At 70.4% G+C, this 24246-nt stretch carries 23 protein-coding genes; 6 read left to right on the forward strand and 17 right to left on the reverse strand.

Annotated elements, in window-relative coordinates; all coding sequences use genetic code 11:
- Nucleotides 1-98 precede the first annotated feature (98 nt).
- From AB0H28_RS27200 to AB0H28_RS27230, 7 genes are all read right to left on the reverse strand, one after another.
- Nucleotides 99-968, reverse strand: coding sequence for a type II secretion system F family protein (locus AB0H28_RS27200; protein WP_358045983.1), 870 nt, complete (start codon nt 966-968; stop codon nt 99-101).
- Nucleotides 965-1807, reverse strand: coding sequence for a type II secretion system F family protein (locus AB0H28_RS27205; RefSeq protein WP_358045986.1), 843 nt, complete (start codon nt 1805-1807; stop codon nt 965-967). The genes AB0H28_RS27200 and AB0H28_RS27205 overlap by 4 nt, the downstream gene beginning before the upstream one ends.
- Nucleotides 1808-1809: 2 nt before the next feature.
- The gene (locus AB0H28_RS27210) at nt 1810-3120 is read right to left on the reverse strand and encodes an ATPase, T2SS/T4P/T4SS family (protein WP_358045989.1); all 1311 of its coding nucleotides are present in this window, start codon (nt 3118-3120) and stop codon (nt 1810-1812) included.
- Nucleotides 3117-3857, reverse strand: a complete 741-nt coding sequence (locus tag AB0H28_RS27215) for a hypothetical protein (protein WP_358045993.1) — start codon at nt 3855-3857, stop codon at nt 3117-3119. Before AB0H28_RS27215 ends, AB0H28_RS27210 begins: the two co-directional genes overlap by 4 nt.
- A 25-nt stretch (nt 3858-3882) precedes the next feature.
- Nucleotides 3883-4467: an SAF domain-containing protein gene (locus tag AB0H28_RS27220; protein WP_358045996.1), complete on the reverse strand. Its 585-nt coding sequence runs from the start codon at nt 4465-4467 to the stop codon at nt 3883-3885.
- Nucleotides 4468-4550: 83 nt separating this feature from the next.
- Nucleotides 4551-5381 (reverse strand): hypothetical protein, encoded by an 831-nt coding sequence (locus AB0H28_RS27225; protein ID WP_358045999.1) that lies wholly within the window; start codon nt 5379-5381, stop codon nt 4551-4553.
- 23 nt (nt 5382-5404) lie between these two features.
- Nucleotides 5405-6004 (reverse strand): hypothetical protein, encoded by a 600-nt coding sequence (locus tag AB0H28_RS27230; RefSeq protein WP_358046002.1) that lies wholly within the window; start codon nt 6002-6004, stop codon nt 5405-5407.
- Between the two features lie 640 nt (nt 6005-6644).
- On the opposite strand from AB0H28_RS27230, the gene AB0H28_RS27235 reads away from it, so the two are divergent.
- Nucleotides 6645-7148, forward strand: coding sequence for a prepilin peptidase (locus AB0H28_RS27235; protein ID WP_358046005.1), 504 nt, complete (start codon nt 6645-6647; stop codon nt 7146-7148).
- 132 nt (nt 7149-7280) lie between these two features.
- Nucleotides 7281-7610: a hypothetical protein gene (locus AB0H28_RS27240; protein WP_358046008.1), complete on the forward strand. Its 330-nt coding sequence runs from the start codon at nt 7281-7283 to the stop codon at nt 7608-7610.
- A 218-nt stretch (nt 7611-7828) separates the two neighbouring features.
- Here AB0H28_RS27240 and AB0H28_RS27245 read toward each other — a convergent pair whose 3' ends face one another.
- The 3 genes from AB0H28_RS27245 to AB0H28_RS27255 all read right to left on the reverse strand — a co-directional run bounded on the left by AB0H28_RS27245 (nt 7829) and on the right by AB0H28_RS27255 (nt 12478).
- On the reverse strand, nt 7829-9646 hold the full coding sequence (locus AB0H28_RS27245) for a hypothetical protein (protein ID WP_358046011.1): 1818 nt from the start codon (nt 9644-9646) through the stop codon (nt 7829-7831).
- A gap of 32 nt (nt 9647-9678) precedes the next feature.
- The gene (locus AB0H28_RS27250) at nt 9679-10662 is read right to left on the reverse strand and encodes a DUF5954 family protein (RefSeq protein ID WP_358046087.1); all 984 of its coding nucleotides are present in this window, start codon (nt 10660-10662) and stop codon (nt 9679-9681) included.
- A 1396-nt stretch (nt 10663-12058) separates the two neighbouring features.
- Nucleotides 12059-12478 carry a hypothetical protein gene (locus tag AB0H28_RS27255; RefSeq protein ID WP_358046090.1) on the reverse strand — a complete coding sequence of 140 codons (420 nt, stop codon included), beginning with the start codon at nt 12476-12478 and terminating at the stop codon, nt 12059-12061.
- A gap of 627 nt (nt 12479-13105) precedes the next feature.
- Here AB0H28_RS27255 and AB0H28_RS27260 point away from each other — a divergent pair.
- From AB0H28_RS27260 to AB0H28_RS27275, 4 genes are all read left to right on the forward strand, one after another.
- Nucleotides 13106-13309, forward strand: a complete 204-nt coding sequence (locus AB0H28_RS27260; protein WP_358046014.1) for a hypothetical protein — start codon at nt 13106-13108, stop codon at nt 13307-13309.
- Nucleotides 13310-13636: 327 nt separating this feature from the next.
- Nucleotides 13637-14161 carry a MarR family winged helix-turn-helix transcriptional regulator gene (locus AB0H28_RS27265; RefSeq protein ID WP_358046017.1) on the forward strand — a complete coding sequence of 175 codons (525 nt, stop codon included), beginning with the start codon at nt 13637-13639 and terminating at the stop codon, nt 14159-14161.
- On the forward strand, nt 14158-15489 hold the full coding sequence (locus AB0H28_RS27270) for an APC family permease (RefSeq protein WP_358046020.1): 1332 nt from the start codon (nt 14158-14160) through the stop codon (nt 15487-15489). Before AB0H28_RS27265 ends, AB0H28_RS27270 begins: the two co-directional genes overlap by 4 nt.
- Complete coding sequence (locus AB0H28_RS27275; RefSeq protein ID WP_358046023.1) at nt 15486-16835, forward strand: MFS transporter; 1350 nt, start codon at nt 15486-15488, stop codon at nt 16833-16835. Before AB0H28_RS27270 ends, AB0H28_RS27275 begins: the two co-directional genes overlap by 4 nt.
- Before the next feature lie 591 nt (nt 16836-17426).
- Here the strand turns inward: AB0H28_RS27275 and AB0H28_RS27280 are convergent.
- From AB0H28_RS27280 to AB0H28_RS27310, 7 genes are all read right to left on the reverse strand, one after another.
- Nucleotides 17427-17891 carry a hypothetical protein gene (locus AB0H28_RS27280; protein WP_358046026.1) on the reverse strand — a complete coding sequence of 155 codons (465 nt, stop codon included), beginning with the start codon at nt 17889-17891 and terminating at the stop codon, nt 17427-17429.
- A complete protein-coding gene (locus tag AB0H28_RS27285) occupies nt 17852-19111 on the reverse strand; it encodes a nitric oxide synthase oxygenase (protein ID WP_358046029.1) in 1260 nt (419 codons plus the stop codon). Before AB0H28_RS27285 ends, AB0H28_RS27280 begins: the two co-directional genes overlap by 40 nt.
- On the reverse strand, nt 19108-20343 hold the full coding sequence (locus AB0H28_RS27290) for a tryptophan 2,3-dioxygenase family protein (RefSeq protein ID WP_358046032.1): 1236 nt from the start codon (nt 20341-20343) through the stop codon (nt 19108-19110). Before AB0H28_RS27290 ends, AB0H28_RS27285 begins: the two co-directional genes overlap by 4 nt.
- Complete coding sequence (locus AB0H28_RS27295; RefSeq protein ID WP_358046035.1) at nt 20340-21368, reverse strand: aminotransferase class V-fold PLP-dependent enzyme; 1029 nt, start codon at nt 21366-21368, stop codon at nt 20340-20342. The genes AB0H28_RS27290 and AB0H28_RS27295 overlap by 4 nt, the downstream gene beginning before the upstream one ends.
- Nucleotides 21369-21493: 125 nt before the next feature.
- A complete protein-coding gene (locus tag AB0H28_RS27300) occupies nt 21494-22216 on the reverse strand; it encodes a tryptophan 2,3-dioxygenase family protein (protein WP_358046038.1) in 723 nt (240 codons plus the stop codon).
- A gap of 41 nt (nt 22217-22257) precedes the next feature.
- Nucleotides 22258-22776 carry a hypothetical protein gene (locus AB0H28_RS27305; protein WP_358046041.1) on the reverse strand — a complete coding sequence of 173 codons (519 nt, stop codon included), beginning with the start codon at nt 22774-22776 and terminating at the stop codon, nt 22258-22260.
- 1127 nt (nt 22777-23903) lie between these two features.
- A complete protein-coding gene (locus AB0H28_RS27310; protein WP_358046044.1) occupies nt 23904-24146 on the reverse strand; it encodes a hypothetical protein in 243 nt (80 codons plus the stop codon).
- Nucleotides 24147-24246 lie beyond the last annotated feature (100 nt).

A 24246-nucleotide genomic window follows, 5' to 3' on the forward strand; every position in this document is an offset into this window, starting at 1 on the left:
TTCGTGAACCCACGGACTCAGATAGCCTCATAGCTGCGTACCTCCCTTCAGTTCCGGCGTAATGACACTTCGGAATTCGTGAACTCACGGACCTTTTGTCAGAACGTGTCGACGGCGCTGACCGCCGGGTAGAGCAGGAACAGCATGTAGGCGGCGGCCAGGAGCATGACCGGCATCGACATGCGCTCGGTCGCGGCGTTGGCGCGGGCTTCCAGGGCGGCGGCCTGGTGAGCGCGCAGGGTGGCGGCGCGGATGGTCAGAGAGTCACGGATGCGGGCGCCTTCGGATCCGGCGAGGCTCATAGTCGCGGCCAGCTCCTGCAACTCGATGACGCCGGTGTCCTCGCCGAGCTGCCCGAGGGCCTGCCACGGGGCGACCCGTAGCAGCCGAGCCGTGTCGACCGCTCGCTGTATCCGCTGCGCGGCCCAGCCACGACTGTCGGCGCAGGCGTCGTCGAGGGCCTGTTCGAGGCCGGCGCCACCAGCGAGGGAGATCACCACGAGATCGAGGACGGCGGACAGGGCGTAGCGCAGCTCGTCGCGGCGCCGACCAGCTTCGGCGTGCACGGTGGACTCGGCCAGCCACCAGCCGCCCGCCGCGCCGGCCAGGGACGCCCACACCGGCATGCCAGAGGCGAAGCTGACCCCACCGGCGGCGAGCACAGCCATGGCTACCGGCGGCAAAATCAGGCCGGCGATGACGGCGAGGGTCTGGTCGGCCAGGTGCAGCGCGACCGGGCGGTCGAGCACGGCCAGGTCGGCGCGCATGCGCCGGCGGGGCAGGCCGAGGGCGCGCAGCGGCGCGGCCAGCAGACGGGCCCGGGCCGGCGTCGCCTCCTGCCGTGCCGCCGGTGAGCGGCGCAGTGCTTGCAGAGCCTGGCTAAGGCTGGGCCGGGCCGGCAGAAGGCCGGTGGCGATGAGGAGCAGGCCGAGCCCGGCGGCGATCCCACAGGCCAGCACGACGCTCATGACCCCTGCCTCCCATCGGCCAGGACCCTCGGCGGCTGCGGAAGGCGGGAGGCGCGGGCCAGCCACCAGAAGCCCGCGGCGAACACCGCCCCGACGACGAGGAGCACCAGCTGCCCAGTGACGCTGCGGTAGGGGGCGAGAAACCCGCGGTTGAGCACGATCAGCCCGGCGACCATCGCCACCGCGGTGCCGGTGATCACCCTGGCGGCGGTGCGCGTCGCGGCCCGCTTCGTCGCCACCCGCATCCGAATCCCGGCCAGCTCACGGGCCGTGATGGCGAGGCTGGACAAACACTGTGACAGTTGGCCGCCGTGATAGCCGGCGGCCTGCGTCAGCGCCCGCACGACCAGGTCGGCGGTCGGGTCGGCGAGGTCGGCGGCGAACACCCGCAGCGCGTCGGGCAGGCGGTTTCCGCCCCGCACAGCCGCGGCCAGGGCCTGGACTTGGGGGCGGATCGACTGAGGGGTGACCGGCGCGGTGGCGGTGATGGCCTGCTCCAGCCCGGCCGCAGACGACAGGGTGTCGCGTAGTAGTTCCGCCCAGGTGGCGACCGCCTCGATGCGGGCGACCGCGCGCTGGTGTTCACGGTCGGGGCCGAGCACGCGGGGCAGCGCCCACACGGCGGCGGCGGCCAGCAGCGCCGCCACCGGCCAGCGGGTCACCGCCGCCGCCGCGACCCCGCCGCCGGCGGCGGCCAGCAGCCGGGTGCGCTCAGCGCTCGTCCACGCACGTCGCCGTCGACCTGCAGGGGCGCCGGGTGGGCGTCGGCGCAGCCCGTCGGCGACCAGAACGAGGCCGGCGGCGCAGCCGAGGCCCAAAACGAGCGGCAGCAGGGTCATCGTCACCACCGGTCCCGGGCGAGCGCACCCGCGTCGAGACCGGCCGCGGTGAGCTCTTCGAAGGTGTCCGTGCGCATCGGCGCGGCCAGGACCGCGCGGCGGTCGTGACCGGGGCGGTAGATCTCGTTGGAGGGCACCTGGGTGCCGTCGGTCTCCAGGACCTGCCGGATGGAGGACAGGACGCGAGTGCCGTCGGTGGCGACGTCGAGGTGCACGACGAAGTCGACGGCCTGGCCGATGAGCACGTTCGCGGCGTCGAAGGTCAGCTTCTCCGGAGCCTGCATGACATACATCGCGAGCCGGGTCAGTGCCTGCTTGCTGGAGGAGGCGTGCAAGGTGCACATGCTGCCGTCGTTTCCTTGGCTCATAGCCAAGAGCATGGGTACGGCCTCAGCGCCGCGGGACTCCCCGACGATGACCCGGTCGGGGCGCATCCGCAGCCCCCACTTGACCATGGTGGCCATGTCGATTCCGCCGACGCCCTCAAGGTTCGGTTCGCGCTGCTGCAGCGCCGTGCAGTTGGGGTGCGCGTGGGTGTTCTCGTCGAGGCCGAGTTCGAAGGCGTCCTCGACGGTGACGATCCGCTCGTGCGGGTCAATGGCCCCGGCGGCGGCGCGCAGCAGGGTGGTCTTACCGGCGCCGGTGCCGCCGCAGATCACCACGTTCTTGCGCGCCCGCACCATGGCTTCGATCAGTGCGCGCAGCCCGGCGGTGAGTTCTCGACGGCGCACGAGGTCGTCGAGGGTGACCTGGTGCAGCACGTTGCGGCGGATCGACACGCTGGGCCGCTTGGCTACGGCCATCACGGCGAACAGCCGCTGCCCGCCCGGCAGCCGCAGCGACAGGCCCGGGGAGCCGCGGTCGAAGCGGCGCTCCTCCTGGCCGCTGCGCGCCGCCGCGACCCGCACCAGGTCGATGAGGGCCTCATCCGACGCGGCGATCGGCGGCACCCGCAGCATCTGTCCGCCAGTGGTGCGGACCCACACGTTGTCGCAGCCGTTGGCGAAGACGTCCTCCACCAGGGGGTCGTCGATGAGCCGCTGCAGCCCTGCCAGGCCGGTGAAGCTGTCACGCAGGGCCCGCGCCAGCGCCGCCTCGGCTTGCGGACTCGGCGGCTGCCGGCCCGCGCTGATGACTTCGCGCGCGTGCGTGAGTAGTTCCTCGGCGATGTAGCCGGCGATGACCGCTTGACGCTGGGCGTCGGGCAACTGCCCGCCGTGATCGGTGAGCCGGTCACTGACCCGAGCGCGTAACTGCGCCACCAGCTCCGGCGCCACTATGCCGCTGGGGCCGCCGCTGGCGGGCGCGGTCATCGGACAACCTCAAGAGGCGCGCGGACCTGCTGCGGCTGCGACTGAGTCGCGAGGGTCGCGGCCAGACCACGCAGCGCCTGCGCCAGACGCGTGCGCGTCCATGCCGGCCCGCTCAACCGGCCCGACAGCACAGCCGCGCCCCACCGGTCGGTGGGCAGGTGCGCCCACACCGGCACGCCGAGACGCCCGCTGATCTCCTGCGGCTCGTAGGCGCACTTGCCGACGACCGCCACGCCCACCTGCGACGTGCGCGCGTCGGTGCGCAGGGCCGCCAGCCGGGTGTCGAGGTGGTCGAGGTGCTCGGTCTCACCGGCCGTCACGAGCACCAACGCGTCGACCCGGCTCACCATGGCCTGGGCGGGGCTGCCGGGGTAGAGACGTCCGGCATCGGCGATCACCACCGGCGCCAACCCTGCGAGGGTTTCCGGCTGACCGGCGAGCACCGACACCGCCCCCGCGGCGGTCTCGGCCGCACCCGCCCCCACAACCGCGTGCACCCCTAAAGGCAGCGCTTGCACGAACTGCGCCGGCCCGACCGCCGGTAGACCATGACGGGCCGCCGCCGCCAACGCGGCCAAGCCCGGCTCCTGCGGCACCGAGAACCGCGCCGCGAGCACCCCGCCACACGGGTCGACTTCCACGAGCAGGCCAGGCCTGTTCGGCCACAACGCGGACAAACCCACCGCGGCCGTCGACACGCCTGGAGCGCCGGACACCGACGCGAGCATCACCAACATCACGCAGACCCTTCCCGTCCGTCTCTCACTGCCCTGGCCCGAGCTGCACCAGCGCCACATCTCCCGCCGCCGAGGCAACGGCCTCGGCCTCCTGCGTCGCCAGCAGCAGCGTCACCACCTGCGCGCCGGCCTGATCCGCGCCGGCAATCGACACCACGCTGGCGACCGCCCGCCGCCTCCCCGCCGCCTGCCCGGCTGGCGGGGACCCGGCGGCCTGCTCGGCGCCAGCTGCCGGCGCCGCGAGAACCACGACCCGCGCCCCCGCGGCCAAGCCGGCGGGAGCGCGTCCGACCTTGACCGCGACCGCGATCACCGCCTGCCCGAGCGGCGGCCACACCGGGGGCCCCACCTGCGACGACACCACCAGACTGTCGACGGCCAGCGGCACCGCCGCCGTTCGCCCGACCACCTCGTCGCGCCGATCGGCGCTGACCAGGGCTAGGCGCGACGGATTCGCCACCCGCACCACTCGCACGTCCGTATCGCCGATCACCGCACCGGCAGGCACCGGCCGCGTCACCGCCAGAAACCGCTCCTCGGCGTGGCGACGCGCGTCCACTTGCAGGAACGTCACCACCGTCGCGAGCACCAGCAGCACCCCAGCGGCCACACGCCGTCCACTGCGCCTGCCCGTCCGTCGCGCCGGGGCGCCTGGCACGGCTGTGCTCGTCGGCGGGCGATCCGTCGTGACACTCACCGCGCGCTGCCGATGATCGCCTGCGACTGCGCGACCCGCACCGCTGCCGTCGATGTCGTCGTCAGCGGCGCGAGCGTGCCTCCGCCGCCCGGACCGGACCACGTCACCGACCACGTCACCGTCGCCCGCAGTCGAAACGCCTCATTGGGTGCGGCAGCCGAGGAGCGGATATAGGTGTGCCCGCACGGTGAGGCCGCCCGCGGGTCCGTGCCAGGCTTCCACGGCCTGCCCGGACCGTTGCACGTCAGATCAGCAGTTGCGTCATCGAAGGACCACCGAACGGTGGTGGGGATCGCTGTCGCGGTCACCGTCACCCCGGGCACCGACGCCGAGGCCGACCGGGTGCCCCACGACCCCGGATTCACCCACAACCACACCGGTACCCGCACCAGCACGAACGGCGCCGCGTCAGGGTTCGTCCGGATCCCCGGCGCGGGCAGACGCAGCTGCGACCTCGCCGACTGCGCTAACGCGGCCAGGTCCACCCCAGGGGCTTGGTCGAGCCACACCGGGGTGCCTTGCGAACCGATGCCGTTGCTCAGGCAGGTCCGCGCATACCAGCCGCCCTGGGGGCCCTTGCCCTCGGGCGCGGGGCGGTTACCGTCCACGGGAGCCCAGTAGCAGGTGCCGCTTGCACCGGTGGAACCGTCTTCGGCGTCGCCGCTGCCCGACCCACCCGACGCCTCACTCGGGTTGCCGGGGCTCTCGGCGGTGAGGTCGCAACCCGGCATAGACGGGTTCTGCGCGCAGTCGACATGGCCGATGCCATCGTCAGCCGCGGCGGCGCTCGCGCTGGCAGTCACGGCGGTGGCGGCGAGCAGCGTCACCAGGGCTGCGCGCAGCGCACACCTCAACATGTGCCCACCGCCTGCGCGCCGAAGCTGGACACCTTCCACACTGTGCCATCGCGGATCACCGTCGCCCGCACGGCGCGGTTACCGCCCGGGGTGTCGTCGACCAATGCGCCGGTCGCCGCCTTGTAGGTCAGGAAGCGGGTGGTGTCCAGGCAGTCCTGTACGGCGATGCTCGCCGGGGCCGCTGACGGTGAGGCGCTGACGACCTGCGGCGCCGAGGTGTAGTCACCCTTGATGACCTCCCCGTCCGCGCGCAGCTTCGTCAGCCCGGACGTCAACGCCGACAGCGCGTCGCCCGTGGCGTAGCGGGCCAGTTCCGGTTCCTGCGGGTTGGCGGTAAGGCCGGCTATGGCGTACGCCCGCCACATCCCGCGGTAGGCGGTCAACGCCGCGTCGCCGTCGTTCGCGCTCGCGGTTACCCGCGTCTCGGACTGAGACGGCATCCGGGTCTCGGCCGGGTCGTCGTCCGCCGTGTCGCTGTCGCAGGCGCTCACAGCCGCGGCCAGGCAGAGGCCGAGGGACAGCCCGACGAGCCGAAGCCCGTGGCCCCAGGGCCTAGCACCCCGGTGGCGGCCAGTGGTGATCTGTGTCGTCATGCGTGATCTCGTCTCCTCGAATCGGCGAGACGACCGGTCTCGCGGTCCTGGGCATCGCGTGTTAGCTGAACTGGCGTCGCCTCGGCCGACTCGGGCCTGTCGTAAGCAAGGTCGGCAGGGACCCGCACCCCCGCTCCCCGCAGGAGAAGAGCGGACGAATCAGCAGCAGAACTATGGTTCGCCAGGGGCGAACCACAGTTGGAGCTTCAGAGGTGAGCTAAACACACGCCCACAACACTCGTCAACCACAGTTCGCGGTCGACCAACTATGGTTAGGAGGTGCGGTTGCGTCGGTTGGCATCGCGCTCGAGGCGAAACTGGGCACCGCCACCGGTGGTGACAGGACCTCTGTGTCGGCATTGTCCCGCTCGGACGATCGGCAGGGCGGGCATCGGAAGGGTCGCTGCCAACTTCTCTTCAGCTCTTGGTCTGGGTACGAGGGAGTCGGGCGATGACCTGGGTGTGGTGGTTGTGCACGGCGGCAACAGGGGCAGTCTTGCCGGCGGTATGTGCCTGCATTGTGGACGGGTTACGACCGTCTTTCGATAGCGACCGAAGCCTTCGGAGGTGGCGCCGCGCTCCGGCTTCCATTCGGTGGTGGCCATGGCGTCTGGCAGCGGTGTGCGGCAGTGGTCTCGGTATGGCCGCCGCCTCGACCGGCATCGCTGAGCTGGTGGCTGGACGATCGGGCGGACCACTACTGGTCGGGGTATGGCTGATCGTGCTGTACGCCGGAGTACTGCTCGCCGGCGTTGACGTTGAGACGCGCAGGCTCCCCACACCCATCATTGGGGCCGCGTCGATCGCGGTGGCGACAGCGCTGTGCGTGCACACGCTGGTCACCGACCAGACCCGCACTCTGCTCACTGCGCTGCTGGCCGCGGGCACGCTGGGCGGCGGCTACCTTCTGATGACCGCCCTGGGGATCACCGCAGTCGGCATGGGCGATGTCCGGCTCGCGGCTCTGCTCGGCGCGGCACTGGGAGCCCTCGGTTGGCCCGCGGTGCTGTGGGGAGCTCTACTACCCTATGTTCTGGCCGCGCCAGAGGCCCTGACCCGCCTCGCGGTGGGCAAGCCGGACCTCGCCTTCGGCCCCTACCTGATCGCCGGCGGGGTCCTTGCGGTCGTCGTTGCCGGTCACTGATCTCAGCAACGGTCGCAAGCCGCATCCGCCGGCTGCGCGACAGGGGCCCTAGTCATCAGGACCGCTCCCGCCACGGCCGTGGGATCTGCATCCTTCCGTGGGACACCGCCGAGGCCGCCGGGGAGGAATCCCGTGGAAGGATCCGCCAGCCGGATCGTATCGTCGACGCAGGTACCCGATCGGTGCCGCGACGAGGGAGGTGACGCACGGATGAAGCCTTGTCCTAGATGCGGCGCGACTGGCTCAATCGCGATCGAGCCGATCCTGGCCAGCAGGCCCGCCGGCACCTATTCCATCGCCGGAGTCCAGACCAAGATCGCGGCAGAGCAGAAATGGGCTCTGACGTGCGCGGCCTGCCACCTGCGGATCGTCGGGCATCTGGAGAACGCCAGCTACGACGAGGACCAGCTGTCGTTCACCGACGGGCACTTCGTCGCCGACGGACCGCCCGACCTCACCTAAACAGGCTCCCGGCCCGCCGGGGCGGCGGCCGGCGGCGACCTACTCGATGACCCGACAAGCTGCCCCGCTGGCGCACGTCGATGAAGGCGGTCGAGCGCGGTGCGTCGGTCCGGTGAAGTGCAGGCAGCTACTCGCTGTGCACGTCGCTGTGCAGTGTGTGTCGCCTGGTGAGCGGCGGAGGACGCCAACACCTTGTAGCCACGGGCGCGGCGCGGTGGTCAGGGTTGATAGTCGTCGTGAACGGTGACCCGGGATAGCTCGTAGCCATCGGCGGTGCGCCAGTAGTGCATGCGGCGGGCGGAGGCGGTGCCGCGCTGCAGGGCGACGCGCCAGCAGGTCGCACCGTCGGCGCGGGTGTGGTAGTTGCTTCCATTGCTGCCTGCGCGAAGTTGGTGCAGGTCCCGGCCCGCGAGGTGTGGCGCCTGGCCGGTGAGGACCTCGACGACGACGGACACGACCTTCACGCGGCTGATGCCCTGCAGATTGTCCAGGCTGGTGAGAAAGCCGGAGGCGAGGCAATAGTCAGCCAAGGGCTTTGTGGCTTTCTCGGCGGCCGGGATGCGTCGTGCCCATTCGGTGTAGACCTCGTGGCGGAACTGGTCCTCGTCGTCGAGGAACGCCGGAGCGTCGCCGCTGGGCTCGATGCCACCGGCGTCGCTGCGGTCCTGGTGTCGGCGCAGTTGTCTCAGCGCGCGTTGTCGGGCGAGGTCGGCGGTGCGGTACCGGGTCTGCAGATTCTCGATGCGCTGCTCTGCCCGCGCGAGGTCGTTCTGCAGCGCGGCGGCGTGAGTCCGCAACGCCTCCAGTTCCCGCTCGGCGCTATCGCGCGCTGTTCTCTCGGCGTCGAACGCGGCGCTGCGGGTGGCACGAGCCAGCAAGGCGGGGCTCGGCGCGACGGGCGCCACAGCGTCCGGCGCTGGGCCGGGCGGCGCCGGTTCAGGCAGTGCCGGGTCGGGCGGTGCCGACGGTGTGTGGCGTCGCGCCAGATCCAGCGGTGTGGCCTGACGTGGTACCCCGGCGGCGAGTGGGGACGCCACCGCGGCGATGGGTGCGCGAGCGGCGATCGCTTCACCTGGGGGTGGTGGTAGCCAGGCCGGGCCGCCCGGCAGGAGGCTGGGCGCAGATTGGGGTGTGTCGCCGTCGACGCTGTCGATGCGCAGCCGTACCCCGCCGGCATCGATGGCGCTGATGCGGGCAGCGACGGCCTCGCCCGTGGTGAACAGCTCACCCATGAGGTCTTGGGCGTTGCCGGTGACCGCGTCGCGGTGCACGACAGCGGTGAGGCCTGGCAGCAGCCGCAGGGTCACCGTGTCAGCCGTGATCGCGGCGACGTCGGTCCAGATGACGTCCCCTTCCTGATAGGTGTCGGTGACGGCGTCGCGGGCGGCGGCCGGGGTGGGATGGAGCAGCGCTGGCCGTACATCCAGACGGCGCGACGCGGGATCATAGAGGCCGGTGACTTGCTGGCCGGCGGTAAGCACTCGGTCCAGGGTTACGCCCGGTACTGTCAGCTCCTCCCACACCACGGCGAGCGACGCGTCGTTGAGCCGGATCAGGGCTCGGGAACCGACGATCCCCTCCACCACGCCGGTGCGGCTCTGCACCTGCGAGTAGGGGTTCACTCGGCCCAGGCCGGCTGTGCCGGCGGCGGCCAGGGCATCGCTGACAAGTTGATCAGTGACCCGGGCCCGGTCCTCAGCGCAGTAAGCGAACCGCAGCCGAGCCCGGTGGGGGTCGGTGACCCAGTCGTCGCCGACTGGGTAGACCCGGCCGGCGCCTCCGTACACCTGCGTCGACGGCGGCATCGACCGGGAGAACGCCCACGACGGACCGCGGGTGGGCAGCAGCACCACCTCCGCGAGGCCATGGACCGCCTCGGCGACAGCGTCGGGGTCGCCGAACGGCTCCGCCTGCCCAGACGAGATCGTCACGAGCACCACCGGCCAGTCGCGTCGCCCATCGCGCAGCCACCGGGCCAGCGCCACCGCGTCGGCCTCCGACCGGATCCGCCGCACGCCCGTCGGTGCCGCCGTCACGCCGCTCACCGTCGGCAGCGCTTCGCGCGCTGTCACTGCGGCTCAGGCAGGAGTCCTCGCGCCCGCAGGTCGCTGAAGTGTGCCTCCGGGGGTGGCTCAGGATCGTAGTCGGACGCCCGCGGTGGCTCCGGCCCGTCCATCCCGAAGCGCAGCAACGCTATCACCCGGGTCACCCGGAACCGGCGGCCGAGCACCGTCACCTCGTTCGCCCTGGTGGCGTCGACCTTGTCCGCGGCGCGCCCGTAGGCAGCGATCTCCTCTTCACCGAGCTGACCGAATCGCGGCATCATGTAGCGGAACTTGAAGCAGAGTTGGTCACGGGCAGCCTGTGGGGACGCGTGGTGATGGCTGACCGGCTCCCAGCCGCCACCAACAAGCTCCGACACCGCGTACTCCGTCGGCAAGAGCACCCCGTCGGGATGCGACCGGATCGCGGCGACGCTGTCGGCGTACACTTCGGCGGGAACACGGGCACTCGGATAGTACGCCGTCAGCAGCTCCACCCGCGTCAGCGCCTGCGCGGGCCCGGTGACCGACCCCGGGTCGACCACTACGCCCTCATCACGCGACTGGCCGCCGGTGCCGGTGTCCGGATCGCTGGGTCGCGGCGGCTCCGGCCCGTCCTCACTGAAGCGAGCGAAGGTGTCAGCGCGCACCACCCGGTGCCGGCGACCCGCGACCGTCACCTCGTTGACCTTCTCCCAGTCCAACACCTGACCCACCGCTGCCAACTCGGCTGCCAGCATGGCATCAGTGCTCATGGCCAAGCGCTTCCGCAACCGGTGCGCCAGTGCGTCGCGCGCCGCCTGCGGGGTGTCCTCCTCCACCGAGTGGACCCGCCATCGGCCATCGCCGAGATCCGCCGCGTGACCGAACAGCGGACCACCAGCCCGCACGGCTGGATACGCGGTGCCACGGCGGGCTTCGTCGTCGTCGGCCACCGCCGCCACCGGATGCTCCGGCCGGGCGACCCGCACGACAACCGACGGCACCACTTGCTCACGATCGTCACTCACAGAACACAGTCTGTGACCTCCGTGCTGGGCGCGCCAGTCACCACGGCGACCCGACGGAGCCGGCCGGCTGTCTGGGTGACGCGCCGACATCTGATCGGTCTGCGGGAGGTGGCGCGGCTGGCTAAGGCCATCGTTGGCGGGAGGGGTCGATCTTTAACGGCGACCGCTGGGCCGGCTCGCGGTTTGTCGGCAATCCGAGGCCGCCTACGAGGCCCGTACCCCGCGGCCCCGGTTCGTGACGCCATAAACGCCGCTCCAGCGCAGCGAAGGCCCCAGGGATTGGTCGCTCGTGACGGTCGGCCCGCATGCGTCGATGCACTCCGACGAGGGGTTGATGTATCTGCCTACCGCAGATCTCAGGAAGGCTGCGGCGGGAGTCGTCCGGAACGGGGGACCGGGCGCGGCCCCCGCCGCAGCGGCATTGTCAGGCTACGACCCGGGTGGCCGTGTGGCCAGCCATCGAACGACCGGTCAGTATCTGCGGTCCGCGTTCGAGATGGGATTTTACCGGCGCGGCTCGCAACGCCGAGGATCCGCCTCACCGGGGTCCGGAGCATCGACGCAGGTGCCGAAGGCGCTACCACACCCGCGCATGATCAGGTTCTTATCCACAACCTTGGAAGTTATCCCCAGCCCTCCGGGTCGGACTAGCTCGCGGCGGGGGACGCCGGCGAGCCTGGTTACGTCGGCGAGGTCACCGCTCGGCTGCTGGCCACGGTCACGCGCAGGTGGAGCAGCCCAGGCCGCAGGCCACCGACACCGGTCCCCGCGCCGCCGTTGCGCGCGGGGGCCGGCTCCTCACCGTCGCACTACCGCAGTTTGGCCGCTTTTCAGACCGACCCAACGACGGCGTCGCTCGCCGCTGCGACTGCTACGCGCGGTTCGACACAGCCGATGATCGCCGAGAACAACCCGCCAGTTGGGCCACGACGATCTCTTCCCTGAGCTCACGATCACCAGTCGAACATGCGTACGATCGCCGAGTGGAAGACGTAGTCCGTAGGTGGTGGAACGGCAGCTGGGGGCGCCTCGCGCGTCGCGATGTCTGGCTCGTCCGCCAGACACGCTGGAGGGTGATAGCGCGTGCCGGCGACAGTGAGACCGGCAAGGTGCTCCGGTGGGAGTTCGACACGGAGCGAGATGCCGGACTCATGATTGATCGCCTGCTGCGCGCGGACACCGCCGGGCGGTGGCGCGAACAGCTCAGCAGCGGGCCTTCCCGAGCCATCGATGGCCAAGCGTCGCCGCGATGACCTTCGGCGGGATGGACGCCTTCAGGGGCGGCGGGATGGATCGCTCCGACTCGGCCACTTTTTGTACAAGGGTCGGAGTCGGCACGGGTGGAACTGCCGAGGCTTACGGGGCCGGGCTGGACGCACTACGCCAGAGGCGGTCGTCAGTCCGCCGCGCCTGAGTGCTCTGTCGCCGCACCTGCGGCCTTTTCAAGTTCTCGCATTTCGTCGATGAGCCGAGCGAAGGTCGTCCTGGACCTGGGGCTCAACTCATCGAAGGACCTCGCCATAACCCGCGCCATCTGACTTGTGGGCTCGGGCTCGTCGTCGCCGAGAAGATAGCCCTTAGGAACGCCGAAGAAGTCAGCAAGAGCGCACAGGGTGGTGGCTTTGGGGTTGATCCGGGGAGCCTGCAGGAGTTTGCGGATGCCCTCGACGCTGATGCGGTGCCCCCGCGCGGTGAGCACTCGAGCGACTTCAACCTCCGTGTAGGGCGGTCGGTCCTCGTCGTCGGCGGCGAAGAGTTCCCGCAGCCGAGTTTGGATCAGCCGGGAAGTGGCCTCATCGACCTGGTCGGCAGGCATGTCACTCACGCAACCCTCCCAACTGTGGTTGGTAAGCAGCGAACTCTAGTTGACGGAGGACGTGATCCATGCTTAGCTCTCGGTATCGCCTCAACAACTGCGGTTCGGATGGTTCGAACTGAAGTTGGTTGGAGCGTAGCGGATCGGGGAGCTGTGCGCGATAGGCGCCCCGACTGCGGGTGACGACTGTCAGAGGGGGACCTGTCGTCGCTTCGGGCGCACGCGTCATCTGCCCGCCACGCCTTGCGGCAGCACCGCCTGTCCTGGCCCGCGTCGAACCGACGCTGCCCGCTGCCGCGCGCCTCGTCGAGAGGACACGGCGATGGCCGGATGACTGCGCTCAGCTCGCCAGCCTGCCCTTCACCCCCGTGGGGGCGGCAGCGGCGAGTGGGGACCCGCAGGTGGAGTGAGGGCTCTGCCGCGGGTCCCCCCATCCCCCCAGCCAATCCGTCCGAGCCGAGATGACTCCCCGCCCGCACCCAACGCCGGTGTCGAGAAGGAGATAGAGCATTGGTCAAAATACAACGAGCCGACTCTGCCAGGGGCACCCGGGGGACGGCAGGCCGACGACGGACGTTGCGTGTCAGGGGACGACGCCGCGGCAGCGCACAGGACCACGGCGCCGAGTTGCCGCTGACCACTGCCAGACGAAACTTGCAACGACTGCGCATTGACATCGAGGCCCTCGTCAACGCAGCCGGCTCCGAGGCCACCCTGTCGCGGCGCGCGGCATTGGTGGACGTTCATCACCAGCTACGTCTTCTCGGTCAACGCGTCAACGCCGCGCTCGGCGCAGCGACCGGCGCGACCGAAAAGCCGCAGCAGGCCTGACGCTTCCCGACCGGGTGTGTGTTCACGCCACACCAGGTGCACCTACGGCGGACATCGGCTACGGCCGCGCTTCGATCCGGGTAGGTCGCCCGGCCGCGCCCTGACGATAGCGCCGCCGCTGCGCCACGCCCAGCAGGAATAGCCCACGCCGCACTCAGCCCGGCAAATCCATGTCCTGAAACGGGGTACACGCATGTTCTCGCAGCAGTCACATCAGTCGCGCGCGGCGGCGGCGCTGCCGTCGCCACCCGCAGACCGCCGCGGTGACCGCGGTCGGCGCCGCGATCGGCAAACCGTTCGACGCCCGCGCCAGATCAGGTGGTCGCGGTGAGTTCGGTGGCGCGCCGCCCGAACGCAGGGGTGTACCGCCCAGCGGTAAAAGGACGCGTTGTCCGGCGGACGGAGCTCGACCCGGTGGCGCAGCTGTGCCGCACCGCCAATACCGTACGGGCGCACCTGGAGCGCACAGTACTGCGCGACGTGGAGATGACGTGGACGACCTACGACGTACTCGAACTCGTCTGCGCGCGCCAGGTGATCGAGCCCCCGGACATCGCGACCGAGGTGGGTATCGCGCGGGCCACCCTGACCAGCGCCCTGGCCGTGTTGAGCGACCGGAACCTAGTCCAGCGTGAGCTGCACGAGCATGACCAGCGGCGGGTGGTGCTTCGGCCCACCCCCGCTGGTGCGGCGCTGGCAAGGACGCTGCGGGGACGGGTAGAGGCCAGACAAGCGCAGCTGTTCGCCGCTCCGGGCATGCCGCGAGAGGACGACTTCGCCGCCGTGCTCGCGGTCCTGGCCGGCCGGGTTCGCCCCGACGGCGGAAACGCTGACACGAGGAAAGCCCGGTGACCGGCGGTATCGGCACCGCGCGCGGGGCGGCCCTGTGCATCGGTGCGGTTCTCGGCCCTGGAGTGCTGGTCCTACCGGCGATGGCGGTGCGGGCGGCGGGCCCGGCGTCGCTGGTGGCGTGGGCGGCGTTGCTGTGCGTCTCCGCGCTGATCGCGACGTCGTTCGCGACCTTGGGCGCCCGCTATCCCGACGCCGGCGGGGTTGCCGCGTTCACTCAACGCGCCTTCGGTGACCGCGCCGCCGCCGTGGTGGGTTGCTGGCTGTATGCGGCGGTGCCGGCCGGGGTGGTGGCCGGTGCCATCGCGGGAGCCCGCTACACCTCGGCCGCGGTCGGAGCCTCGCAGGCGGTGACCGCCGCGATGGCCGTGGCGCTGCTGGCCGCGGTGTACGCGGCGAATCTGGTCGGGCTGCGCCTGTCCGCGCGGGTGCAGTTGGGTCTGACTGGTGTGCTGGTCGCGCTGCTGGTCGTCGTGGTCACCATGGCCGGGCCGCGTGTCGATGTCGGGCGGGTCACTCCGTTCGCGCCACACGGCATCGCCGGGGTCGGCAGCGCGGTCGCCGTGCTGTTCACGGCTGTCTGTGGGTGGGAGGCCACGGCCAACCTCTCCGCGGAGTTCACTCATCCTCGGCAGGTGCGCAGAGCGGCCGGGGTGAGCCTTGCGGTCGTCATCGCGCTCTACGCCGGGTTGGCCGTCTGCACGGTCGGAGTTCTTGGCGACGGGGCGGGCGACACGGCGGTTCCGTTGATGCGTCTGCTCGCCCCCGTTGACCGGCCGTGGGCGTCGGGGATGATCGCGGTGGCGGCGGTGCTGTTCACCGTGGCGGCCAGTGTCACGTTCGTGGCCGCCGGTGCCCGCGCCGGCATGTCCCTCGCCCGTCACCGCGTCCTGCCTGCCGCGCTCGCCGTGACCGCGCGCGATGGCGAGCCCCGGCGCAACGTAACGGTGCAGGCCGTTGGCGCCGCGATCGTCGCGCTGGCCGCCGCGTTCGTGCCGCACGTGGTGACGGTGGAGACGCTGATGCGTCTATTCGCCGCGTTGCTGGCCTGCGTCACCCTGGTCGGTCTCGCCGCTGCGGTGCGGCTGCTCCCTCTGCCGCGTCAGCGCACCTGCGCCGCGGTGGCCGCACTCGCCGTCGCCGTCGTCGCCGCACTCAGCGGAGCGTTCCTCCTAGCCCCCGCCGCCGTGGCCGTCGCCGTGATGTTGCGGCGACGCCGTACTCCCACACCCCCAACCGACCCGCCCTCGGCCGGCACGGAAAAGGCACGACAGGATGCTCTCAGCGGCCTGCACGCGCACCCGCTGGCGGTATTGGCACGACTCCGATGACTGCCCGCCCGCCGGCCGCAGCCAGGTCGGCCCTCACCGTGGTGACGGGAGGGTCCGCGTCGGGGTGGCGGCTTGGCGTCCTGTACGGGCCGGCTGTGTACGGAGTCAGCGCCGCCGCCGTCGCCCTGCCCGACACCGCCCGGCATCTTCACGTCACCGGCGCGGCACTGGCGTGGATCCTCACCGCCTATGCCGCAGGCGTCGGCGTCGGTGCGGTTACCGCCGGACGCCTTGCCGACGCCAGAGGCACCCGTCAGGTCCTGCTTTGCGCCGCGACTCTGCTGGCAACCGGCGCCCTGGTGTGCACCGTGGCGCCCACGCTGGGGACCGTGGTGATCGGCCGCGTCGTTCTGGCGGTGGGGTCAGGAGCAGTCATCGCGACCGCCCTCACCAGCATGGCGCAGTTACCTCCCAGTCATCGTCCGGCGGCGCTAGCAGCCGTCGGCGCCTGCCTCGCCGGCTCCTCCGCCACCGCCCCACTGGCCGGCGCGATCGCCTCGCACTGGTCGTGGCGGGCGGCGCTGGTCCTGCCCGTGCTATCCCTCGCCGCGGTTCCCCTGTGCTGGCCCCTCACCGCCCACGCGCCACGACGTAACCGGGTGGACTGGCCCGCCGCCGGTCTGCTCGCCGTCGTAGCCGCCGGACTCCTCCTGACCGCGCAGCACGCCACCGGGAAGGCCGGCGCGAGCATCATCGTGATCGGCACGGTCACGACCGTAGCCGCCGCCGTCAGCCTGGTGATCCGTCAGCGGACGCACCCTGACAGGCTTCTCGGTCGGTACATGCTGTTCGCCCGCTGGTTCCGCCACGCCGCAACCACCGGGGCGTGCGTGTACGCGGGCCTGTTCACCGTGCTGTACGCCGCTCCTCACCTGCTCAGCCACCAAAGCCACAGCACGATGAGCATCGGTCTCCTTCTGCTGCCCGGCGCCGTCGTCGGGGCGGCGATCGCCTGGGCCGCCGCACGATCGGCGCGACGGCTTCCCGCCGGGCGTGTGCTGGCCGCAGCAAGTCTGTTGCAGGCCGCGGCCCTGAGCTACGCCGCCGCTGATCCGCGAACCTGGGCGGTCGCCGCGGCCAGCACGGCGGCGTTCACCGCCTCCGCCGTCGCGCAGACACTGCTCACCGCGCAAACCACCTTCCACACCGCCGTCGAACTTCGAGGCGGTGCGATCGGCCTACTTAGTCTTGTGCTCTTTCTCGGCGGCGGGTGCGGTGCCGCGTTCTGCGCTGCCCTGTGGCAGACCTCGGGACCAGCTACCGCGCTCACCGTCATCGCGGCCCTTCCGACAGTCGGTGCCGCCCTAGCGTGGACGTCGGGCCATGGTGCCCGGCAGGTGGCATAGGCGCTCCGAGCCGTGCCCCGCTCGATCCGCCAGCCAAGCTCGCAGGCTGTCGACGGACGGAGACCTCGCAGATGGCTTGAATGATTGTGCCCACAGCACGGGAATGACTCCACGCCCTGGTCAGACGTCCTTGACGTTGAACCCGCCGAGACGAAAGTTGTCGGCGTCGCCATATGACGAGAGAAGGTGCCTCGGCCGGCACCCCTCAACAGGCCGTCTAAACCCATCTCAGCCGGGCCGCGCCATACATCGCGCTAGGTGAGCTTGGCGGCCTGACGATGGCCAGGAGGGCGCAAGGCATCCGCGCGACGCGACACCGCCGCTGGGTCTCACGCGACGATGCGTCCCACGCGGGCGCACCGCGGTCGGGCCGGCCCTCTGGCTGGCGGCGTCCATTGGGGGCCAAGCTCAGCTTCGACGTCGAGGTCCGGTACCAGCTCCCGCAACACGCTGGATGCCCGCAGTTGCTCCTACGTCCAGCGGGGCGCGGCGAGAGCGGTGAGGCGGGCTTGTAGATGGCCCGCCTCACCGCTCGGTCACTCATTGAGATCGCGTGGTCCCGGATCCGCTGGGGCGGCTCCGGACGTTCGGTCACCAGTCGCCGACAGCTCTGAATCCGTAGTAGCGGCCCAAGTCGGCGCGGATCCAAACGTAGAACTTGGTGCCGTCCTTGACACCGGTGGCGAGGTTGCGCCACTGGCCGACGGGCACGTGAGTCCAGTAGTTGCAGGTGGCGCGTCCGTAGAAGTTGATGCAGGCGTCGACGGGGCCGAAGTCGCGGCCGTCGCCGACGTTGCGGATCTGGATGTCGCTGCACTGGCTGGTGGCGCGGTAGTAGCTGGGATAGGTGGGGTAGCTGAAGATATCGGGGCCGCTGTATTCCATGAACGCGTCGATGGCGCCCATCTTGGCGCTGTACGGGCTGACCCGGCAGCCGGCGGCTTGCGCCGGCGTGGCCACGGCGACGAGGCCGGCGGTCACGGTCATGAGCGTGACCGCCGCCGCCAGCAGACGGTTCAGCCGCTGACGTGGGCGTGCGGTGGTGCGTGCGGACATAGGTCCTCCCGGATGGTTCCGATGGGTGTAGCGGCAGCGGCCGGGGGGACGACGGCGTGCTGACGCGGTGAGGGTTCGTGGCCGAGCCGCGGGTGGTCGGCGATGAGGGCGAGGCTGTATGGGTCCGGGCGCAGCGCCGGTGCGGGCTGGCCGTCGTCGTAGTAGCGGCTCCAGGAGGGATCTTGGGGCGTCATGGGGTAGGAGTTGAGCCAGCTCCAATCACCGCTGACGGTCCTGCCCTCGGCTTCCTCCTGCGCAACGAAGCGGGCGAAGCTGCGGCTTTCCCGGTGGTGGTCGGTGATCGACACACCAGCTGTCTCGAAGCTGCACAGGACGGCTTCGTGCAGGATGAGCAGAGCCTTGTCGATGCGAAGCCGGTCGCGCTCGGACAGGCCGAGACCAGCGGCTATGACGGGGAGTTGGTGATAGCGGTGTTGATCGGCGAAGTTTCGCGTGGCGATCTCGCCGGCCATGAAAGCGCCGCTGAAGGGTGCCGGGAACCGCAGGCCACCGACGTCGAGAGTCATGTTGCTGATGACGGGTACCGCCGGCCAGCGCAGGCCGAGCTCGGCGATCCACGGGTGTTCGGGGTGATGGATCGGCACTTCCCGGATGTGCCGATGCTCTGCCGGTAGCAGGTTTAGGCGTCCGTCGGCGGTGGCGGCGATCCAGGGCAGGAGGTCGAACGCGCTGCGGTAGGCGGGACCCGACCAGCCGAGGTCCATGGCGAGTGCAGTCAGGGCGGCGTTGGCGGGGTCACCGACGATGCCCCCGTCAGTGGGCCAAGCCGCGTAGCGGGCCAGCTGCGGACTCATGACGCGCAGCGGCGCTGGGGCGGACTCGGTGCCCGGGGCGAGGACGGTGAGCACGGAGCGAACACGTCCGCCATTGGTGGCCTCGTCGAGATGGCCAGTCAGCTCGCGCCGTAGATCCTGCAGGCTGGTGATGTGGCGGCGGTCGCGGACGATGAGGCTGGACCAGCGGGCCCGGCCGATGCAGCGGCCGGCGTTGCGCCAAGCTGCCCGCGCCGCGTAGGCCAGCTCGTCGTAGGTCGGCCGCCACGTTCCGGTCGCGTGGATCTCGGCGCGCACATCCCACCACCGCTGAATATGCCCTGGCGTGTCGGTCTCGTCGTGGTATTGGCGCAGGAAGCCGCGCGCCTGCACGCACAGGTCGTTGACCGAACCGCGCGGATGCGATGGAACTATCGCGGCGCTCATGAGCGTTCGTTGCCTGCGGTAATGGGGCCTCGGCTGCCGAATACGGCATTGTCGCGGCCGTGCAGGAGGTAGGGGGTGCCGGGTGTGCCGCCGGTGCCGGGTCGTTCGGTACCGAGCATCCGCACGGCGAGGCGGTAGTGCGTACGCCTCCACTGATGCACGGCGGCGGTGAACCGCTGCATCCCGTCGGCCAGAGCAGGAACCTCTCCGAGAGTGCGGTGGTCGGCGCGGATAGCGTTCAGGGCGTCATCGAGGCTGATCTGTCCGCTGCGGATGCGGGCGCGCACGTCGGGCGCCGACCGGTATGCCGCCGAGTGAAAGCGCTGCGTGTCGGGTGCGCGGCACAGCGATTCGACCAGTTTGTAGGCGCGGGACTGGATGGCGCTGGCCCCGTCGGTGTGCACCCTAAAGCGATGAAACGCCTCTGGCTGCATGGTGGCCAGCAGCGACCACAGCGCAGCGGTCTCCCGTAGGAGAGTGGCGGCCAGGATTAGCCGGATGCCGGCGGAGGGCAGGCGGTCCTCGCCCACGGCCGTGACGGCGGCGCTGAGGTCGACGGCCAACAGTCCGAAGGTCAGCTCGAAGGTTTGCAGGGTCCGGATGAACAGCCATTCGTCGTGCACGTTCGACACCGGCAGCATGGTGGTCCGTAGGGCCAGCCGATCATCTGAGGTGCGATCGATGCAGGCCAGGGCGACCAGCCGGCGGGCCAGCGCCACCGGATCATCGGCGGCATGCAGGTCGAAGCTGAGCCGCCGTAGAGCGGGCGCGGCGGCTCGTACCGCATGGTGCAGACGCTTGCGCGCGAGCACCGGGTCAGGGCGCAGCTCAGATAGTGGCGTCCCGGTGCCATCCAGGCCGCGAAGCTCGAAGGCGGCGAGGTCGGATAGGAGCAGGACGTGCAGACGGTCCCGGCGGGCCAACAGCCGATCTGCAGGTTCGCTCTCGCTGTCAGGATCGGGTATGGGCAGCAGTGGCAGGGCGAGATACGTGCGGTAGTCGAAGCGGCCGTCGACCTTATCCAATACAGCGTCCAGGAACGCGGCCACCTGTCGCCGGGGCCCGGACACCTCGGGCAGCCGCTCACGGGCTGCGCCTAGTAGCGTCGTCCACGTTTTGGGCACAAGCTGCTTGCCGTAGCGCTGGTACACGTCGACCACTCGGTCGTAGGGGAAGCGGTGGGCGCTGGGCTTAGGCTGCGCCAGCCAGCGCCGCAGGGGCTCAGGGTTCATCGGAGCCCTCCCGGTTGCGTGCGGCTGCGGCACCGGTAGGCGGCGATCGCCTCGCACACGGCGTCGATGTCGTCGTCGAGGGTGTAGGCGTGCATGGCCAGGCGCAGCACCCCGCCGCGAGGGGCAGTGATGACGCCGCGGTGCCCGAGCCAGGCCGCCATCGCCTCCGCGTGCGGCTCGACGACCGCGAGGTGAGCGCCCTGCGCCTCGACATGGCCCGCCAAACGCACGACCTCACCCTGCGCGGCCAGGCGCTGCGCGGCCACGGCGATCATCCGCTGCGTATGGTGGCGAACCTGTCGAAGGTCCAGGCCGCCGATCAGGGACAGACCGGCCGTGGCGGCATACACCGCCGCGGCGGCCGGCGTGCCCGTCTCGTAGCGACGGGCATGCGGCGGGAAGTCCAGAACGGTGGCGCGCAGGGCGTGCGGGTCGGTGCGACCGAGCCAGCCGGTGAGCGCCGGCGGTGGACCGCCCGGATGCCGAACGTAGAGAAACGCCAGGCCGGGCAGCCCGAGCATGTACTTGCCGGTGCCGGTCACCAGGTAGTCGCAGGCAAGCGAGTCGACATCGAGGGGCATCACACCGGCGGCCTGGTAGGCGTCGACGCACACCGCCGCACCGACGTTGTGCGCGGCATCGGCGATCCGCGCCACGTCGAGGCGGACGGCGTCGCGGTAGGTGACGGCGGGCACCGACACCAGCCCGGTTCGGGACGTGATCTGCGCAAGGTAGTCGCCGGTGCTGACCGCTGCCCCGGACGGATTAACCCAGCGCACCCGTGATCCCGGCTGCGCAAGCCAGGTATGGGCGATCCCCGGGAACTCCGCGGGCGTGGCCAGGATGTCGCGGCGTCGCCGCCAACGGCGGCTCGAGGCCACCTGATGCGCGGCGATGCTGGCGTTGGGCAGGACCGCGATCTGATCGACGTCGGCGCCGACGAGTTGTGCGAACAACCGGCGAGCCTGCAAGACCTGCTCCTCGCACGCCTGCCAGAAGCCGGGTCGGGCCAGATCATCGAGCATCTGGGAAAGAGCCTGCTCCGTGTCAAGGGTGCGGGGAGCGATACTGCATGCCGCCAGGTGCGCGTGCGTCACGGGGTTGGCTAGCCGCTGCCGAACGGATGCGGGGCCGATCAGGGTCGTGGCATTCACGCCTGCCCCCGCGCAGGGCAGATGCCGTGCGAGGCCGCCAGCGTCAGGGCGGTGCGCGCTTCCCAGAGCGTCGGGAACCGCCGGTGGCTGATCAGCGCGGCGAGGCTGTCGACGGGCGTGCGGCGGGTGCCGAGCACACCCTGGCCGATGACGCGGGTGGCGATGCTGTAGTGCTCGGCGCGCCACAGGGCGATTCGCTCGTCGAAGGCCACCAGAGCTTCGGCGAGCCGGTACAGCGGGTCCGACGGCTGACCGCGGTAAACGTCGAGCGCGGTGACGCGCAGCGAGGACAGCAGCTGGCTGAACGCGATGTCCAGCTCGGTGGTCGCTGTGCGCAGCAGTCGCCACCCGGGGGACTCGAATCCCGAGCCGTTACCGAGCGCAGGCCGGATGACCGCGAAGTGCGCGGGGGGCAGGGACCGCAGGATGCGCAGGTGCTCGGTGATCAGCCGCAGTGCTTCCGCCGCCCGGTCGACGAGCAGCTCCGCCGCCCCGACCTGCTCGGCGCCCATGTGCGCCAGAGCGCGCGTCAGGTGGGACCGGGTGAGCTTGAGCCACAGCTCGCTGCTCTGGTGCACGATCTGGAACAGCAGTTCGTCGGGGTGCACCCACTCGGCTGGCTCCTTCTGCAGGGCCAGCAGCTCGTTGGTGCGCATATAGCGGGCGTAGTCGGTGCCGCCAGGGCCCGGCAACACAGCGGGCAGCGGGGACGCGAGCATGACAAGACCTCCAAAAGAGAGTGAATCGGCGGGTTCGGCTTTCAGGCACGCAGCGCAGACAGACCCGACGACGCGGTAGCGCTCAGCCCTGCGATCAGGCCATCCGGCAGGTCAGCGCCTGCGCGCAGCGGTGCAGCGGTGACCGTCAGGTACAAGTTCGCGTCATAAGTCACGACCGAGATGCCGGCTATTGGATCGCTGTAGGCGTAGGCGGCGGCCCCGACGCCGGTGAGTTCGGTGACCGGTCCGCCGCCCAGCTGCACTTGACGCAGCCCCTCATACATCAGCCGACCAGAATTCGGTGCGCCGACATCAGCGCGGACCGTCACCACCACCCCACCGGGCAGGCGCCCCACCGTGACCGCGCACGCCGAACCGGTCGAGCCCGAGCTAACGGCGGCGACGTCACGATGATCGCCACTCTGCCCCACAAGATCGGCGACCATCCGCAGGTCCAGTCGGGCGCACAGCGCGTCGAGCGGGCGGTACGAGGTCGAAGGGGAAGGGGTTGCCATCGCGGCGCTCGGTCGCACTGTCCCGGAAGACAGCGGTGCGTCCACGGCGGAGGACCTGTCCGTTGTCGTGGCGCATCCCGGTGCGAGCGCCCCCACCAGGCCGACGCCCACGAGAAGGGCGACAGGTGAGCGACGTAGCCGGACTGCTGACGATTGGTCAGTGAGCCGCGCGGCTATGCGCGATAATAGCGTCAGAGAATTCATTCAGAAGACCCATCCGGGACGCGAGTGTTCGGCCCGACCACAGGGCTTGCGGCAGGGCAAGAAACTGCTCTTTCGGTATCTGGTGGCGGCACCACCAACCGCACTCAATTCAGCACGCTGGTCCGCAGAATGTCCATAAATGCTGCTGGTTCCAGCAGCATTTCCTCACGCGCTCAGCGCGACTGGACCGAGGCGGAGGCACTTGCAGCAGTAGTGCATGCCCGCCGTGCACACTGGCTGAGCGAACCTGCGTAGCGTCAAGGCGTGCCGCCGCTCGCACCGAAGTCGCGGGTCCGGTCGACCGAGTCCTGCGCAGAGACGGTTGCCAAACGGGAATCTCGTTTCGGAGGCGCCGCTGTGTCGACGGTCTTCAGGCACCTAGGGACCGACAGCGAACCCACTGTGAGCCGCAGGCACGGCATGCAACCGCCGTCCACGCCGACCCCCGGACCACCCGCCGCTCCACGCAGGCATCAGCAGCACACCGGCCAAGCGCAGCGCGACTCAGCGACGATGAAGGCGACCCATGGCGGGCTTCCGGGCCCGCACGCTCATCGCCGGTCCACCGGCGCGCCCCCAGCACGCGGCGGGCCATCTTTCGACCGGCGTAGGTCGCTCGCAGATCACTTCGTGCGTCCGGAGGTCTGCTCGTACCAACCACCGCAGCGACTCGTGTGGTCCGACGTGGCGACTACCACGTCAGACTGAAGACATATAGGTCAGCGGGCGCGACTGGAGGCCACCTTAGCCCTCGCCACAGCCATGTCGGGCGGCCAATACGACGTCAAGCCATTCGCGGTGCTGCCGGCAGTGCGGAGTTGCGGTCGGGCAGGACTTGCTCGATTCCCGGTCGCGGGTGATGCTCATTTGCGTCGTATGCGCCTGCGTCGGGTAGGCCCTTCACGGACGCGGATCGCTAGTTGTCGTAGGTCATGACGTTGTTGGCACACCCTGCCACTGCGCAGCCGTCAGCGGCTCCGGTCACGCATGACGTAATCGGCTGCCACCACGGCGAGCGCGTCGGCGCCGTGCTCAGGAATAGCACCACGAAAGATCAACTCAAGCCGCCTGCGTGCGGCTTCCGGGCCGGCTTGGTCCAGTTCCGGACCCAACCGCTCGATCTTCTCGCGGAGAGCCGCCACGCCCTGATCTCGTTTGGCCCGCTCGGCGGGCATCTGTCGATCGATTCGCTCGCCCCATGTCTCTGCCACGACGGGATTGTGCCACCTGCCGTAGATCGATTCGGCATCCGCAACCGATCTCGGGTGCGTTCAACGTCCTGACCCGACATAGCTGGTGGTGGATCGGCTG

This window comes from Micromonospora sp. NPDC050980, assembly GCF_040653835.1.
Taxonomy (GTDB): domain Bacteria; phylum Actinomycetota; class Actinomycetes; order Mycobacteriales; family Micromonosporaceae; genus Micromonospora.

What these genes read in the sequence shown, in the direction of transcription:
- AB0H28_RS27285 (WP_358046029.1), bottom strand. Translation starts at nt 19,111, where the DNA reads ATGAGCGCCGCGATAGTTCCATCGCATCCGCGCGGTTCGGTCAACGAC.
- AB0H28_RS27275 (WP_358046023.1), top strand. Translation starts at nt 15,486, where the DNA reads ATGACTGCCCGCCCGCCGGCCGCAGCCAGGTCGGCCCTCACCGTGGTG.
- AB0H28_RS27290 (WP_358046032.1), bottom strand. Translation starts at nt 20,343, where the DNA reads ATGAACCCTGAGCCCCTGCGGCGCTGGCTGGCGCAGCCTAAGCCCAGC.
- AB0H28_RS27235 (WP_358046005.1), top strand. Translation starts at nt 6,645, where the DNA reads ATGGCCGCCGCCTCGACCGGCATCGCTGAGCTGGTGGCTGGACGATCG.
- AB0H28_RS27215 (WP_358045993.1), bottom strand. Translation starts at nt 3,857, where the DNA reads ATGTTGGTGATGCTCGCGTCGGTGTCCGGCGCTCCAGGCGTGTCGACG.
- AB0H28_RS27255 (WP_358046090.1), bottom strand. Translation starts at nt 12,478, where the DNA reads ATGCCTGCCGACCAGGTCGATGAGGCCACTTCCCGGCTGATCCAAACT.
- AB0H28_RS27230 (WP_358046002.1), bottom strand. Translation starts at nt 6,004, where the DNA reads ATGACGACACAGATCACCACTGGCCGCCACCGGGGTGCTAGGCCCTGG.
- AB0H28_RS27200 (WP_358045983.1), bottom strand. Translation starts at nt 968, where the DNA reads ATGAGCGTCGTGCTGGCCTGTGGGATCGCCGCCGGGCTCGGCCTGCTC.
- AB0H28_RS27280 (WP_358046026.1), bottom strand. Translation starts at nt 17,891, where the DNA reads ATGTCCGCACGCACCACCGCACGCCCACGTCAGCGGCTGAACCGTCTG.
- AB0H28_RS27300 (WP_358046038.1), bottom strand. Translation starts at nt 22,216, where the DNA reads ATGCTCGCGTCCCCGCTGCCCGCTGTGTTGCCGGGCCCTGGCGGCACC.
- AB0H28_RS27210 (WP_358045989.1), bottom strand. Translation starts at nt 3,120, where the DNA reads ATGACCGCGCCCGCCAGCGGCGGCCCCAGCGGCATAGTGGCGCCGGAG.
- AB0H28_RS27295 (WP_358046035.1), bottom strand. Translation starts at nt 21,368, where the DNA reads ATGCTCGATGATCTGGCCCGACCCGGCTTCTGGCAGGCGTGCGAGGAG.
- AB0H28_RS27205 (WP_358045986.1), bottom strand. Translation starts at nt 1,807, where the DNA reads ATGACCCTGCTGCCGCTCGTTTTGGGCCTCGGCTGCGCCGCCGGCCTC.